Here is a 13,253-nt window from a genome sequence, read left to right on the forward strand (position 1 = left end):
GCTGGCGCGTGTCATTCGGGCTGCTCAGGCACGTCGTCGATCTCTGAAGTCGCCGGCTCCGCCGGGGGGGCGGGGGGGCGGGGTTGCTCGGACGGTTACTTCAATGGCCAGGAGCGTTTCGGGCGCAATGAATACGGCGGTCGCCGAGAACAGATGCGGCCGGCTGCGACCGATCTCTGCCGCGAGGCCGAGCAGGCTCGGCTCGGCCTCGAGCTGCTGGCGCAAGCGCTCAGGGTCGAGGCTTCGGCAGTCGCAACCGTGGTTGATCGCAGTGGCCAAGTCGAGCGCACCAACCTGCCGGGTGAAGCTGAAATCGGCTGAGTCCATGCCCATGCTCACTGCGCGGCTTCAAGGCGCAAATACGCCCGGCTCACGTTCCCCCGATGCAACTCTTCGTAGTTGGCGAGGCGGGCGGCCCTGGTTCGTCACGAGAGCTTCACTCTGTCCTTACATGCTCGCCTCTACGTTTCAAGAGTTCTATAAGTATCATTATAATTGCTTCCGATGCGCTCGTCGGTTCGTAGGTGATGCTGCTGATCTGCTGGATGGTGATGCCGCCCCGTCACGATGCCGCCTAGGTGGGGCCCTGAGCGGCGCCCTGAGCGATGGACCCGGAGAACAAAATATGGAAAAGAACGCCGCACTGCCGATCTTCGAGGCCCTGTCCTCGGGCATCCGCCTGGACGTCTTCCGCCTGCTCGTGCGAGTCGGCCCTGCGGGCATGGTGGCGGGCGAGCTGTCGGCCGCGCTCGACGTCCCGCCCACGAATCTGTCCTTCCACCTCAAGACGCTGACCCACGCCGGCCTGGTGTCGGCGGAACAGGAGGGCCGCTTCCAGCGCTACCGCGCCAACATGGCGCTGATGCGCGAACTGATCGCCTACCTCACCGAAGAGTGCTGCACCGGCATGCCCGAGCTGTGCGGCGTCGATGCCTGTGCTTCGGGACTGAATTGCTGAGCTGAACGATCGCCCAGCCCGGGCTCATAACGACAGATAGGCCTCCAATGTCCGACAAGATCTACAACGTGCTCTTTCTGCGCTCGGCCAAGCCGCGCCGGTCCCCACTTGACCATATCGGCCAGACGCCGACAGAGGGCTGAGATGGGGCTGTTCGAACGTTACCTGACGGTCTGGGTCGGGCTGGGGATTCTCGCCGGCGTCGGCCTGGGGCTGGTCGCGCCGGGCGCGTTCCAAGCCATCGCCGGCCTCGAGTTCGCCCAGGTCAATCTGGTGGTGGCCGTGTTCATCTGGGTGATGATCTACCCGATGATGATCCAGATCGACTGGCATGCGGTGAAGGACGTCGGCAAGAAGCCGCAGGGCCTGCTCCTGACCCTGGTGGTCAATTGGCTGATCAAGCCCTTCACGATGGCGGCGCTCGGCGTGCTGTTCTTCCAGCATCTGTTCGCGCCCTGGGTCGATCCGGCTTCGGCCAGCGAGTACATCGCCGGCATGATCCTGCTCGGCGTGGCGCCGTGCACCGCGATGGTGTTCGTGTGGAGCCAGCTGGTGAAGGGCGACCCCAACTACACCCTGGTGCAGGTGTCGGTGAACGACCTCATCATGGTGTTCGCCTTCGCCCCGATTGCCGCCTTCCTGCTCGGTGTCACCGATCTCACCGTGCCGTGGGAGACACTGCTGCTGTCGACGGTGCTCTACGTGGTACTGCCGCTCGTGGCCGGCATGGCGACCCGGCACGTGCTCGAACGCCGCTCGTCACAGGCGGTCGCTGAATTCGTCGGCCGGCTGAAGCCCTGGTCCATCGTCGGCCTGATCGCCACCGTAGTGCTGCTGTTCGGTTTCCAGGCGGGTACGATCGTGGCGCAACCACTGGTGATCGGCCTGATCGCGGTGCCACTGCTGGTGCAAAGCTACGGCATCTTCCTGATCGCCTATGTCGCCGCGAAGGCGATGAAGCTGCCGCACAACGTCGCAGGGCCGGCCTGCCTGATCGGCACGTCGAATTTCTTCGAGTTGGCGGTGGCGGTGGCGATCTCGCTCTTCGGCCTGAACTCAGGCGCGGCGCTGGCAACGGTGGTCGGCGTGCTGGTGGAAGTGCCGGTGATGCTGTCGCTGGTGGCCATCGTCAACCGCACCCGATACTGGTTTCCGGTGCCGCCGAGGCGCGCCGCAACTGAACAAGGACAGAAATGAGCGATATCACGATCTACCACAACCCGCGCTGTGGCACTTCGCGTAACACCCTGGCGATGATCCGCAACAGCGGGGCTGAGCCGGAGGTCATTGAGTACCTCAAGACGCCGCCCACCCGTGAAACGCTGGTTGCGCTGATCGCGGCTGCCGGTCTCGGCGTGCGCGGCATCATGCGCGCCAAGGAGACGCTCTTCACCGAACTCGGCCTTGACGACCCGGCGAAGACCGAGGACGAGCTGATCGATGCGATGATCGCCCACCCCATTCTGATCAACCGCCCGATCGTCGTCACCCCGCTCGGCACGTGCCTTTGCCGGCCCTCCGAAGTCGTGCTCGACATCCTGCCGCAGCCGCAGCCGCAGCCGCAGTGCGGCGCCTTTGCCAAGGAGGACGGCGAGCAGGTGATCGATGCGGAGGGGCGTCGTGTCTGAGTCGCTGCCCGGCACTTCCCTCCCTGATCTGTCCAACATCGAGGCCGCGCTGTTCCGCGTGCCAGATCCCGCGCGATTGCAGGTTCAGCAACCGTCCGTCCATCCGCCACGTATCGCGCTGCTCTACGGTTCGCTACGCGCACGCTCTTTCAGCCGCCTGCTGACCATCCCCAACCAGTCGTCAGTCGCCAAGGCCTTCCTCGAGTTCGACGACCACGGCCGCATGAAGCCCTCGGCCTACTACGACCGCGTTGTGGACGTGATGGAGGAACTGGTGAAGTTCACGCTGCTGACGCGCGACATCGCGCCTTACCTGGTCGATCGCTACAGCGAGCGCAAGGAGAGCGCGGCCGAGTTGTCGGCGCGGGTGAATCAGAAGTCGATCTGACGATGCCAGGAGCGCACGCGTGACGGTCCCACGCTTGCTTGAGGCTTGGTCGGCGCATGAAGCCGAGCTCTTGCGCTACCTGCGGCATCGCCCCTGCCAGCCGGCCGAGGCCGAGGATGTGCTGCATGGTCGGCGGCGGTGGAGTGGCTGATCAGGTATCGCCTGTGGGTCGAGTCGAGCGGATATCAGGTTGCAGGATTCCTTGCTGGAGCGGGTGAAATGGACATGGTGCTTTCCTGGGTGATGCCCGTCCTGTACGGCGGTACGGGTAACCTTGCCGCCTATCTCGCAGCGCATGTTCTGCTCTGCCTGCTGCCCGCGTTCTTCATCGCCGGCGCGATGTCTGCGCTGATTCCCAAAGAGACGGTTACCCGCTTCCTCGGTCGCAACTCCAGCAAGGCGGTGTCGTATCCCGCTGCAGCTGCCGCCGGGTCCTTGCTTGCGGTGCTGAGCCACATCGTCCGTCACCGTCTGAACGAGGACGAGCTGCGCGACTGGCTGTGGGAGTCCTGGCGCTTCGTGAAGCAGATCTTTCCGCTGCTGGTCGTGGGCGTGTTCATCGTCGGCATGATCCGAGTGCTGATCCGCCCCGAATGGATCCAGATGCTGGCGGGCACCAACTCGCTCACCGGCAACATGGCGGGCGTGGTGTTCGGCGTGTTCATGTACTTCCCGACCCTGGTCGAGGTGCCGATCGCCAAGATGTTCCTCGAGCTCGGCATGCATCGCGGCACGCTGCTCGCCTACCTGATGTCCGACCCCGAGCTGTCGCTGCAGAGCATTCTGATCATCTCGGCGATCATCGGTCGCAAGAAGACCTTTACCTACGTCGGGCTGGTGGCGCTCTTCAGTGCCGCCGCCGGCCTCATCTACGGCGCCTGGATCGACGGCGCCTCACTGCTCATGCTCGCGCTCTACCTCGCGGGCTTCATCGCGCTGCTGGCGGTGCTGCTGTCGGTCGCAAGCCGCCACGCGTCCTCACTGAAAGGAGTCTGATCATGCTCGAAATCAAGGTGCTCGGCCCTGGCTGCGCCAACTGCCGCAAGCTGGAAGAACTCGTCCGCGAAGCCCTTGCCACGACGGGGACCGAAGCCAAAGTCCTGAAGGTCACCGCCATGGACGAGATCCTCGCCCATGACGTGCTCAAGACCCCGGGGCTGGTGATCGGTGGCAAGCTAGTTTCGTCAGGGCGGATTCCGACGACGGCGACGATTGCGGAGTGGATACGGGCAGCCTGAAATCGACCGACCGCAACAAACGCGGAGTGATATATGGGCCCCGCTTGACAACTCTTGCCATGTCTCCTGCTCCGATAATGAGGAGACAGGTGTAGCTACCTCTGATCGATTGCAGCAAAAATGCAGCAAAAAAGTCGATCAAACCGGGTCAAGCCCGATGGCGCTACGCAAGTCGTTGTTTTTTAATGGTGCCCGGGACGGGACTCGAACCCGTAAGGCTTGCGCCGGCGGATTTTAAGTCCGCTATGGTTACCAATTTCATCACCCGGGCGCCCGTTGCTTAGCGGTTCTGCTCCGGCAGCACGATGTTGACCTCGAGCACGTCCATGTTGTCCTGCTTGTCGAGTTGGACCTTGATGTCGTCCGGGTTGACGGCGACGTACTTCGAGATGACTTCGATCAGCTCGCGCTGCAGAGCGGGGAGGAAGTCGACGGTTGGCGTGCCGCCGGCGCGTTCGTGGGCGATGAGCAGGGAGAGGCGGTTCTTCGCAATCTCAGCGGTCTTCTTCTTTTCGCCGAAGAGTTTGGAAAGGAAGGACATGTCACTTCCCTCCGAACAGGCGCTTCATCAGGCCGGGCTTCTCGTAGTTGACGAAGCGCAGCGAGCGGTCCTCGCCCAGGAAGCGGCTGACCACGTCCGCGTAGGCCTCGGCGACATCGGTGCCCTTGAGGTGGATGGCCGGCGTGCCTTGGTTGGATGCGTGCAGGACGGATTCGGACTCGGGAATGACGCCGATCAACTGCACGCGCAGCAGTTCCTGCACGTCCTTGTACGACAGCATCTCGCCTTCCTCGACGCGCTTGGGCGAATAACGGGTGATGAGCAGGTGCTCCTTGACCGGCTCGCCGCCGTCGCGCGCGCGCTTCGACTTGCTCTGCAGGATGCCGAGGATGCGGTCGGAGTCGCGTACCGAGGACACCTCGGGGTTGGTGGTGACGATCGCCTCGTCGGCGAAGGTCAGTGCCATCACGGCACCGCGCTCGATGCCGGCGGGGGAGTCGCACACCACGTAGTCGAAGCCCATGTGCTCGAGTTCCTGCAGCACCTTCTCCACGCCTTCCTCGGTCAGCGCGTCCTTGTCGCGCGTCTGCGAGGCGGGGAGGATGAAGAGGTTTTCGCAGTGCTTGTCCTTGATCAGGGCCTGGTTGAGGCGGGCTTCGCCATTGACCACGTTGACCAGATCGTAGACCACGCGGCGCTCGCAACCCATGATCAGGTCGAGGTTGCGCAGACCGACGTCGAAATCGATGACCGCGGTCTTGAAGCCGCGCAGGGCGAGGCCGGATGCGAAGGCTGCGCTGGTGGTGGTCTTGCCGACGCCACCTTTGCCGGACGTAACGACGATGACTCTCACGGTTTCCCCTTGTGGATATGGTGCAGCTGGCTCAGTCGAGCTTCAGCGCTTCGAGGTTGAGTGTATGCTCGGCGCCGGTCAGTCGCACCAGGGTGGGTCTGCCGGCGAAGGTTTCCGGGATGCCGCGCTCGAATGTGCGGTACACCCCCGCGATCGACACCAGCTCCGGGCCGAAATTGCTGCTCATAATGCGCGTCGCATGGTCGCCCTGCGCGCCTGCGATCGCGCGGCCGCGCAACGGACCGTAGCAGTGGATGCTGCCGTCGGCAATGACTTCTGCGCCCGGGCTTACGCCGCCGAGCAGCACGAGATCGGTGCCGCGGGCATAGATCTGCTGCCCGGAGCGCAGGGGGCGGTCGATGAACATCGTGGCGGTCGGGGCGGGCTGCGCAGCGGGTGCCGGGGCCGGCGCATCGGCTACCGGCCTGGGTGTGGGTGCCGGGGCGGTGCTGTTCTCGGCGGGGGGCCGGGCGCCGCTCAGGGCGCCGTCGAGCAGTGCCAGGCCGGCGCGGCGGGCGTCGTCGTGATGCGCTTCGGCCAGTCGCGTCACGCCGATCGGTTGCAGGCGGTAGCGGCGCAGCAGCGATTGCAGGCCGGGCCAGTCGAGGCGCTGGGTCGTGCTGGCGAGACCGCCGCAGTCGAGCACCACGGCTTCGCCATTGAAGAAATCGGGCATTCCGCCAAGCATCTTGTGCAGGGCATCTGCAAGCTCGGCAGGCTCGGCGGCCTGCAGCACTGCGACGGTGACGCCCAGCGTGGTGTTACGGAATTCGATGGGGCGGGTGCTTGCGCTGGCGGCCATGGGTCGGGAGGGCTACAAAATCATGCGAGTGTACTGACCAGCCGGGTTTCGGGCAAGGCGCGCAACGGTGGCGCACAATCGCCGCGCGCATGCAGCGCGGCGCCGGGAGATCGGGGCGGGCGAGAGGCGTAGGGGCAGGGCAGGGGCGAAGCCGCGGGTGCAGGCGTGTTCGCCGCGCGTCCGACCGGGTGGGGGCTGGCGTAGCTGCTCAGTCGCCGTCGATCAGCAACTCTCCGTCCGGCCCCCTGCGGACCTTGGTGATGCCGGGGGATTCCGCCTTGAGCCCGCGCAGTTCGAGCTCCTGCGGGCTGATGCGTCGGGGCATGAGGTTACCTCGGAATGCGCACGAAGACCTGCAGTTGGGGCAGGTTCTCGGCCTCGGCATAGTCGGCGATCTGGCGGATGATGCCGCGTGTGAGCGTGAAGTCCGCGGCCAGCATCAGATAGCCTTGTCTGGACATCAGGTCGCGCGTCAGCACCATGCCCGGCTCGAGCATGTCCACGTTGAGCGCGCGCTCTTCAGTGTTGCTTGCAGGCGCTTCCACGGCGCTGGTGACGGCCAGGAAGGCCTCCACCACGTCCGGGTCGTAGCGCTTGCCGCTGTAGTCGACGATGAGCCGGGTCGCGGCCTCTGCGCTCATGCGGCGCGGGGCGATGGTGCCGATCTGCAGGCTGTCGAAATCGTTGGCGACCGACAGGATGCGCGCGCCGATCGGGATGAACTCGCCGAGAAGGCCGTCAGGAAAGCCCTTGCCGTCGAAGCGTTCATGATGCCCGCGCACCAGCTTCGCCGCGCCGTGCAGGTCTTCCAGCGCCATCAGTGCCTGCTCACCCGTTACAGGGTGCTTCCGATAGAGGTGCGTATCCTCGCCGTTCATGTCGGTCACCGAGCGCGCGAGCAGGGTGTCGGGGAGCCCGATCTTGCCGATGTCGTGGAGCAGGCTGGCGAGGAAGATGTCCTGCACGACCTGCCCCTCCAGCCCCATGTGGCGCGCGATCCGGCGTGCAAGGTCGGCCACCCGGCGCGAATGGCCGACCAGCGGGCCGCCGCGTAGCTCCATGAGGTTGGTGAACACCTTGATCGAGGTGAGGAAGCTTGCCTTCACGCGCTCGTTGGCCTCTCGCAGCGCCTCGGTGCGCTCGATTACGCGTGCTTCCAGGGTGGCGTTGATCTCGCGCAACGCCTCGTTCTGGCGGGTGGTGAGCGCTTCCAGGCGCAGCTTCTCACGCGCAAGCGCCTTGTGTTCCAGCGCCTGGCGCACGGTCATCAGCAGGTCTTCGTCGTTCCACGGCTTGCTGATGTAGCGGAAGATCTGTCCCTTGTTGACCGCGTCGATCGTGGACGTGATGTCCGCGTAGCCGGTGAGCAGGATGCGCATGGTGTCGGGCCAGCGCTGGTGTACCTGCTCGAGGAACTGCGCGCCGTTCATCTCGGGCATGCGCATGTCGGAGATGACGAGGTCGAACGCCTGCGCTTCGAGTGCGGCGAGGCCTTCGGCGCCGCTGTGGGCGATCACGATCGCGTAGCCATGCGGGCGGAACAGGCGGCGCAGCGCCGAGAGGATGTTGGCCTCGTCGTCCACGCACAGTACACGCCACACCTCGGTGGCGAGGGGGATTCCTTCCGCTGCGGCTTCGCTCATTCGCCTTGTTCCTCCCGTGGCTGCGATACCGGGAGGATGACGCGGAAGGTGGTGCCTGCGCCCGGTGCGCTCTCCAGCTCGATGCGTCCGTGGTGCTTCTGCACGATACCGTAGGACAGTGACAACCCGAGGCCGGTCCCCTTGCCGATGGGCTTGGTGGTGAAGAAGGGGTCGAAGATCCGCTTCTGGATGTCCTTGGGGATGCCGCAGCCGTTGTCGCTGACCTCGACGGCCACGTGCGCTTCATCCACGCTGCGGCTGCTGATCCGGATCGTACCCCGGTCGTCGCCCATCGCGTGTGCGGCATTGACCAGCAGGTTCATGAACACCTGGTTGAGTTGGGACGGCAGGCACTCGATGTCGGGAATCGGCCCCAACTCGCGGATCACATCGGCCTTGTACTTGATCTCGTTGTTGACGATGTTCAGCGTGGATTCGATGCCCTTGCGGATATCGACGAACTGCCACTCCTGTGTCACGTCGGCATGGGAGAAGTCCTTCAGGTCCTGCACGATCTTGCGCACGCGGGTGATGCCTTCCTTGGACTCGTGCATCAGGGAGGGAATGTCCTCCTTGAGGAATTCGATATCGACCTCCGCCTTCAGCGCCGCGAGCTGGGCCCGGCGCTCGGGCGAGGCGATGTCGGCCTCGGCGGCCTCGTAGGCATCGAGAAGGCGGAAGAGATCTTCCACGTAGTTGTCCAATGAGCCGATGTTGGAGTGCACATAGCCGATCGGGTTGTTGATCTCGTGCGCCACCCCTGCGGCAAGCTGGCCGATGGAGGCCATCTTCTCGGACTGCACAAGCTGTTCGCTGGTGGATTCGAGCTGCGCAGTGCGCTCCGCGACGAGGCGCTCGAGATCCTGCTGGTGCGCCCGCAGTGCGTCCTCGGCCTGATGGCGGGGGGTGACGTCCTGCAGGGTTTCGACCGCGCCGAGCAGGCGTCCACGGAGGTCGCGGATGGGCGCGGCGGTGAAGTAGAACCAGCGCCCGCCTCCACGCATGCTCGGAAAGTAACCCTCGGCCTCGTAGGCATCTGGAATCAAGCCGGACCGGACCACCCTGTTCTCATAGAGGCTCTCGAACTGCTCTTCCACCACGCCATCGATGATCAGGTCCGCGAGCAATGGACGCTCGCGGTCGTAGATTGGTTGCCAGTGACGGCTGGTGCCGATGACCTCCTGCTTGGGCATGCCGGTGATGGCCTCGCAGGCCTTGTTCCAGTAGGTAACCTGGTGATTCTGATCGATCACCATGATCGGCACGGGGGTCAGATCCACGATCTGGTCGAGCAGGCTGAGAAGGAAGCGCTCGCGCTTTTCAGCCTTGCGACGCATGGTCAGGTCGTACAGGAAGCCAATGATGATCTGCTCGTTTCCGATCTGTACCCGTGTCGCCTGCAGCTCTACCTGACGGACCTCGCCGGTGGTTGATGCGATCCGGATCTCGTACGCGTCGGGGACAGCCGCGCCCCGCAGGCGCGCCGCGGCGCGCGATTGCCAGATTTCGGCATCCTCGTCCACGGCCAGGGCATGAAAAGGCATACCGAGCAGCGTTTCGCGCTTGCGGCCCGTGAGCTTTTCCATCGCTGCATTGGCATAGAGGATGGTGTCGTCGCGGTAGGCCAGCATTGGCGACCCCACGGTGTCGAGCAGCCTGAGCTGGGCGGCGAGCCCGGAGGTGCCCTCGGTGGGATCGGGGTCCGAAACTGCAGACGTTTCTGCTGTCATCATGGCGCGCTCCGGCTCAATGGACCGAGAAGATCTCGCCGTTGGCGGTGATCTGGTCCTGAATGGTTCTGCAAATCGCAAGCGCCTCGGGTTCGGGGGGCATCAGGCGGCGCCAGGCGTCCTCGTCGGGGGGCGCGGCAAACAGCGCGTGCTCGGGCTGAGGTTCGATGACGGCAGCGAGGATGTCGGCGAGGTGGACGCAGGCGGCAAGCGCATCCTGGCCGATGGCGTCCGCATCGTGGTGTCCCCCGATCGCTGCCACCAGCGGCGCGGGGAAGCGCCAATGACCCGTGATGATGCGGCCGAAGTCGGCGTGATCCAGGCCAAGGATCTGCTGCTCTGCTTCGTAGCAAAGGCAGGGCACCTCGGCCATGTGCTGCTGTACGGCCGCGCTGTGTTCCGGGTAGGCGTTGGCGAGGATCAGCCGGCCGATGTCGTGCAGCAGGCCGGCAATGAAGGCCAGATCGGCGGGAAGCCGGTTGCGCCGCGCGAGCTCCTGGGCAGCGATGGCGGTTGCGGTGGAATGGCGCCAGAAGTGCTGCAATGAGAGCCCGGGGCACTCCCTTGGCAGCGCGCCCGACAGGCTGGCGGCGATGGCCAGCGAGCGCACGCCGCGCAGGCCGATCAGCATGATCGCATCGCGGATCGAGTGGATCCGGCCCGGCATGCCATAGAAGGAGGAGTTGGCGATGCGCAGCAGGCGCGCCACCAGGGTCTGGTCGCGCGAGATGATCTCGGCCAGTGACTCGGCGTCCGCCTCCTCCGCATCGAGCGAGGTGATCAGTTCCACCACCACGCTGGGCAGGGCGGGCAGGCGGGCTGCGGCTGCGCGCAGGCTGTCGGTGTCGAGTGGGGGCAGGGGCGCATTCATGGCTCGGCCCCACAGTGCAGCGCCAAGGCGATGCGGTGCAGTTGCACGGCGGCCGGGCCGTCGCCGGCGAGCTGCAGCACGGCCTCGACCTGGCGCCGGGCCGCTTCGCGGCGGGCGGCGGCCTCCTCGGGCGAGATCGCTTCGGCCGGGCGGTGCACGGTCACGTGCGTGACTCCGCGGCGGGCGAGACTGCTCAGGTTGGATTCGGTGAGGGTGGTGCCGTCGGGCAACAGCACGGCGCCGCGCGCATCGGTGACGGGCCGGGCGAGGATGGCGCCCGCTGTGAGCGTATCCAGCGCAAGCTCGATCGTGTCGGATGGAGAAGACATGAGCGCACTATTCCTTCAGCAGGATGATCAGATGCCCCCGTACTGCGCCATGCCTGCCCATGGCGCGGCAGTCGGCACGAAACGCGCCGCCATCCAGCGTCAGCCTTGTGGAGGCGGGATCGGTGCCCCGCATGAGCGGTTGCAGGGGGGCAGGTAGCGCCTCGGCGGCCATGCTGCAGAGCAGGGGTTGGTTGGCCGACAGCAAGCGCTCGGCATGTGCGTTCACGAACACGATCATGCCTTCAGTGTCGACGCCGATGATACCCGCGGGAACTGCGTGCAGCACTTCTCGGGCGACATCGAGCGCGGCATTGTCAATCACCAGTTCATGCTCCTTGGTGGTAAGCAAGGCTTCCAAGCGTGCGTTCGCGGCAGCCAACTCTGCATTCGAGACCCGCAGTGCTTCGGTGAGGCGATGGTTCTCCTGGGCCAGTTCCCTCAGCTTGAAGGCCTCGGCGATGTTCGTACGCAGTTGCTCATCGTCCCAGGGCTTGGTCAGGAACTTGTAGATCGCGCCTTCGTTGATGGCATCGGTGATCGACTTGAGCTCGGTGTAGCCCGACAGCACGATGCGCACCGTGTCCGGGTGTGCCTTTCGCGCCTCGCGCAGGAACTCCACCCCGGTCATGCCCGGCATTCGCTGGTCCGACACGATGACGTCCACCGATTGCTCTGCCAGCCGGGCCAGCCCCTCCGCCCCGGAGTTCGCCGTGAGGATGTCGTAGCGGTCGCGACGCAGCGCGCGCTTCAGTGCCGCGAGGATGTTCTCCTCGTCATCGACCAGGAGCAGGGTGCGGCGGCGTGTCTCCACTGCAGTTGGGGCGGCTTGCTCAGGACGAGTAAGGGTGGACATCTTGCGGCTCCCGGGGATGTGCGGGCGTGGTGGAATCCGTTTCGGCAGACTCCAGGGGTAGTTCGATGCAGACCCGGGTGCCGGCGCCGGGTTGGCTGTCGACGAGGATCTGGCCGCCGTGGTCGCGCACGACGCTCCACGACACACTCATGCCCAGGCCGGTGCCCTTGCCGACGGGTTTGGTGGTGAAGAAGGGTTCGAACACGCGCTCCAGGTCTTCGCTCGCCATGCCGACACCGTTGTCTCCGATCTCGATCCAGGCCCATGGCCCACGGGTACCGGTGCGTACGGTGATGAGTCCGTGTGTCTGGATGGCTTGTGCGGCGTTGACCAGTACGTTGGTGAACACCTGATTGAGTTCGGACGGGCTGCACACCAGGGGCGGGACGATGCCGTATTCGCGGCGCACTTCAGCCTTTTCGAGGACGATGTGCCCGACCAGCCCGAGTGTGCTGTCGATCTCGTCGTGGATGTCCACCGTAAGCCGGCCCTGGCTGCCCGGGCGGGCGTAGTCGAGCAGATTGCGCACGATGCGGGTGATGCGCTGCAGCCCGTCGTCGGACTCGTCGAGCAGCGTGGTCAAGTCTTCGCGGATGAAGGACAGGTCGCGGTCGGCGCATAGCTTGCGCAGTGCCGCCTGTGTCTCGGGAGCCTGAGCAAGGAGCGGCTCGGCCTTGGCGTAGGCGTCGACGATCTCCAGCAGATCGCAGGCGTAGTCACGCAGGGTACTCAGGTTCGAGCGCACGAAGCCGGCCGGGTTGTTGATCTCGTGTGCGACGCCCGCAGCAAGCTGGCCGGCTGCGGCCATCCTCTCGCTGTGCATGAGCCGCGCCTGCGTATCGCTCAGGTCGTGCAGGGCAGCCTCGAGCGCGCGCTTCTCTTCCTGGAGGCGCGCGTTTGCCTGTGCCAGCTCCTGGGTGCGTCGCTGCACCTGCTCTTCCAGGCCCTGGTTGGTTGCGGAGAGTGAGTCGTAGAGATTGTGGATGACATCGAGCAGGGTGCGGACCATGAAGCCGGACTGGTCAGGGTCGGAGGATGCATTGGCGCTCGCTGCAGCCCCATTACCCGAAAGCAGTGGCTTGTCCTCCTGCAGGATGTGGTAGGTGAGCCATGACAGCGTGAAGCGATGGATGGCCTTGAGCTTCTCCCGGTTGGGCAGGGCGGCGCGCCGGATGCGATCAAGGTCGGTGCCGAAGCTTGCGTGACGTGCGTGATGATGTGCGACGGCGCGCGGCGTCACGCCCGCCCGCGTCATGCACGCCTCCTCGTCGGCGAAGTGCTCGAGGGCGTAGCGCTCGAGTTCCGCGCAGAAGTGGCCGCAGCGGGACTCGTCCTTCTCCACGATCGCATCGCCGAGCTCGTTGGCAAGCTCGATCAGGCGCCGGTGTTGGGCATCCACGCTGGCTACCCCCGTTTCGAAATGTTCGCTCCATTCAATGATGCGGGCGGGCATGGGCA

At 65.2% G+C, this 13,253-nt stretch carries 17 protein-coding genes and 1 tRNA gene; 8 read left to right on the top strand and 10 right to left on the bottom strand.

Translation table 11 applies throughout. The features are described 5' to 3' along the window. From ACPT9U_RS02625 to ACPT9U_RS02660, 8 genes are all read left to right on the top strand, one after another. A partial coding sequence (locus ACPT9U_RS02625; protein WP_435749785.1) for a hypothetical protein occupies positions 1-321 on the top strand: 321 nt, incomplete at its 5' end. A gap of 304 nt (positions 322-625) precedes the next feature. Beyond that, positions 626-958, top strand: a complete 333-nt coding sequence (locus ACPT9U_RS02630; RefSeq protein ID WP_418362632.1) for an ArsR/SmtB family transcription factor — start codon at positions 626-628, stop codon at positions 956-958. Between the two features lie 144 nt (positions 959-1,102). Continuing rightward, complete coding sequence (arsB, locus tag ACPT9U_RS02635) at positions 1,103-2,155, top strand: ACR3 family arsenite efflux transporter (RefSeq protein ID WP_435749786.1); 1,053 nt, start codon at positions 1,103-1,105, stop codon at positions 2,153-2,155. After that, on the top strand, positions 2,152-2,586 hold the full coding sequence (gene arsC, locus ACPT9U_RS02640; protein ID WP_435749787.1) for an arsenate reductase (glutaredoxin): 435 nt from the start codon (positions 2,152-2,154) through the stop codon (positions 2,584-2,586). The genes arsB and arsC overlap by 4 nt, the downstream gene beginning before the upstream one ends. Further along, entirely contained in the window at positions 2,579-2,974 is a 396-nt protein-coding gene (locus ACPT9U_RS02645) for a hypothetical protein (protein ID WP_435749788.1), read from the top strand. The genes arsC and ACPT9U_RS02645 overlap by 8 nt, the downstream gene beginning before the upstream one ends. A gap of 19 nt (positions 2,975-2,993) precedes the next feature. Continuing rightward, a complete protein-coding gene (locus ACPT9U_RS02650) occupies positions 2,994-3,125 on the top strand; it encodes a hypothetical protein (protein WP_435749789.1) in 132 nt (43 codons plus the stop codon). A 68-nt stretch (positions 3,126-3,193) separates the two neighbouring features. Next, on the top strand, positions 3,194-3,970 hold the full coding sequence (locus tag ACPT9U_RS02655; protein ID WP_435749790.1) for a permease: 777 nt from the start codon (positions 3,194-3,196) through the stop codon (positions 3,968-3,970). Positions 3,971-3,972: 2 nt separating this feature from the next. Then, the gene (locus tag ACPT9U_RS02660; protein ID WP_435749791.1) at positions 3,973-4,212 is read left to right on the top strand and encodes a thioredoxin family protein; all 240 of its coding nucleotides are present in this window, start codon (positions 3,973-3,975) and stop codon (positions 4,210-4,212) included. Positions 4,213-4,398: 186 nt separating this feature from the next. On the opposite strand, the gene ACPT9U_RS02665 is transcribed toward ACPT9U_RS02660, so the two are convergent. The 10 genes from ACPT9U_RS02665 to ACPT9U_RS02710 form a co-directional block, all read right to left on the bottom strand. Further along, positions 4,399-4,483: transfer RNA gene (locus ACPT9U_RS02665), tRNA-Leu, on the bottom strand. 9 nt (positions 4,484-4,492) lie between these two features. Next, the gene (gene minE, locus ACPT9U_RS02670; protein WP_418362636.1) at positions 4,493-4,753 is read right to left on the bottom strand and encodes a cell division topological specificity factor MinE; all 261 of its coding nucleotides are present in this window, start codon (positions 4,751-4,753) and stop codon (positions 4,493-4,495) included. Position 4,754: 1 nt separating this feature from the next. After that, a complete protein-coding gene (gene minD, locus ACPT9U_RS02675) occupies positions 4,755-5,567 on the bottom strand; it encodes a septum site-determining protein MinD (RefSeq protein WP_435749792.1) in 813 nt (270 codons plus the stop codon). Between the two features lie 31 nt (positions 5,568-5,598). Further along, positions 5,599-6,369, bottom strand: a complete 771-nt coding sequence (gene minC, locus ACPT9U_RS02680; protein WP_435749793.1) for a septum site-determining protein MinC — start codon at positions 6,367-6,369, stop codon at positions 5,599-5,601. A gap of 329 nt (positions 6,370-6,698) precedes the next feature. Further along, positions 6,699-8,012 carry an HD domain-containing phosphohydrolase gene (locus tag ACPT9U_RS02685; RefSeq protein ID WP_435749794.1) on the bottom strand — a complete coding sequence of 438 codons (1,314 nt, stop codon included), beginning with the start codon at positions 8,010-8,012 and terminating at the stop codon, positions 6,699-6,701. After that, complete coding sequence (locus ACPT9U_RS02690; RefSeq protein ID WP_435749795.1) at positions 8,009-9,745, bottom strand: PAS domain S-box protein; 1,737 nt, start codon at positions 9,743-9,745, stop codon at positions 8,009-8,011. The genes ACPT9U_RS02685 and ACPT9U_RS02690 overlap by 4 nt, the downstream gene beginning before the upstream one ends. Positions 9,746-9,758: 13 nt before the next feature. Continuing rightward, positions 9,759-10,613 carry an HDOD domain-containing protein gene (locus ACPT9U_RS02695; RefSeq protein ID WP_435749796.1) on the bottom strand — a complete coding sequence of 285 codons (855 nt, stop codon included), beginning with the start codon at positions 10,611-10,613 and terminating at the stop codon, positions 9,759-9,761. After that, positions 10,610-10,942 carry a hypothetical protein gene (locus tag ACPT9U_RS02700; RefSeq protein WP_435749797.1) on the bottom strand — a complete coding sequence of 111 codons (333 nt, stop codon included), beginning with the start codon at positions 10,940-10,942 and terminating at the stop codon, positions 10,610-10,612. The genes ACPT9U_RS02695 and ACPT9U_RS02700 overlap by 4 nt, the downstream gene beginning before the upstream one ends. 7 nt (positions 10,943-10,949) lie before the next feature. Beyond that, entirely contained in the window at positions 10,950-11,795 is an 846-nt protein-coding gene (locus ACPT9U_RS02705) for a response regulator (protein ID WP_435749798.1), read from the bottom strand. After that, a complete protein-coding gene (locus ACPT9U_RS02710; protein ID WP_435749799.1) occupies positions 11,773-13,248 on the bottom strand; it encodes a hemerythrin domain-containing protein in 1,476 nt (491 codons plus the stop codon). The genes ACPT9U_RS02705 and ACPT9U_RS02710 overlap by 23 nt, the downstream gene beginning before the upstream one ends. Positions 13,249-13,253 lie beyond the last annotated feature (5 nt).

It is taken from the genome of Thauera sp. AutoDN2 (assembly GCF_051280715.1).
Lineage (GTDB): Bacteria > Pseudomonadota > Gammaproteobacteria > Burkholderiales > Rhodocyclaceae > Thauera.

Excerpts from the sequence above, each read along its gene's own strand:
- ACPT9U_RS02630 (WP_418362632.1), top strand. The coding sequence starts at position 626 with ATGGAAAAGAACGCCGCACTGCCGATCTTCGAGGCCCTGTCCTCGGGC.
- arsB (WP_435749786.1), top strand. The coding sequence starts at position 1,103 with ATGGGGCTGTTCGAACGTTACCTGACGGTCTGGGTCGGGCTGGGGATT.
- arsC (WP_435749787.1), top strand. The coding sequence starts at position 2,152 with ATGAGCGATATCACGATCTACCACAACCCGCGCTGTGGCACTTCGCGT.
- ACPT9U_RS02655 (WP_435749790.1), top strand. The coding sequence starts at position 3,194 with ATGGACATGGTGCTTTCCTGGGTGATGCCCGTCCTGTACGGCGGTACG.
- ACPT9U_RS02660 (WP_435749791.1), top strand. The coding sequence starts at position 3,973 with ATGCTCGAAATCAAGGTGCTCGGCCCTGGCTGCGCCAACTGCCGCAAG.
- minE (WP_418362636.1), bottom strand. The coding sequence starts at position 4,753 with ATGTCCTTCCTTTCCAAACTCTTCGGCGAAAAGAAGAAGACCGCTGAG.
- minC (WP_435749793.1), bottom strand. The coding sequence starts at position 6,369 with ATGGCCGCCAGCGCAAGCACCCGCCCCATCGAATTCCGTAACACCACG.
- ACPT9U_RS02685 (WP_435749794.1), bottom strand. The coding sequence starts at position 8,012 with ATGAGCGAAGCCGCAGCGGAAGGAATCCCCCTCGCCACCGAGGTGTGG.
- ACPT9U_RS02690 (WP_435749795.1), bottom strand. The coding sequence starts at position 9,745 with ATGATGACAGCAGAAACGTCTGCAGTTTCGGACCCCGATCCCACCGAG.
- ACPT9U_RS02695 (WP_435749796.1), bottom strand. The coding sequence starts at position 10,613 with ATGAATGCGCCCCTGCCCCCACTCGACACCGACAGCCTGCGCGCAGCC.
- ACPT9U_RS02700 (WP_435749797.1), bottom strand. The coding sequence starts at position 10,942 with ATGTCTTCTCCATCCGACACGATCGAGCTTGCGCTGGATACGCTCACA.
- ACPT9U_RS02705 (WP_435749798.1), bottom strand. The coding sequence starts at position 11,795 with ATGTCCACCCTTACTCGTCCTGAGCAAGCCGCCCCAACTGCAGTGGAG.
- ACPT9U_RS02710 (WP_435749799.1), bottom strand. The coding sequence starts at position 13,248 with ATGCCCGCCCGCATCATTGAATGGAGCGAACATTTCGAAACGGGGGTA.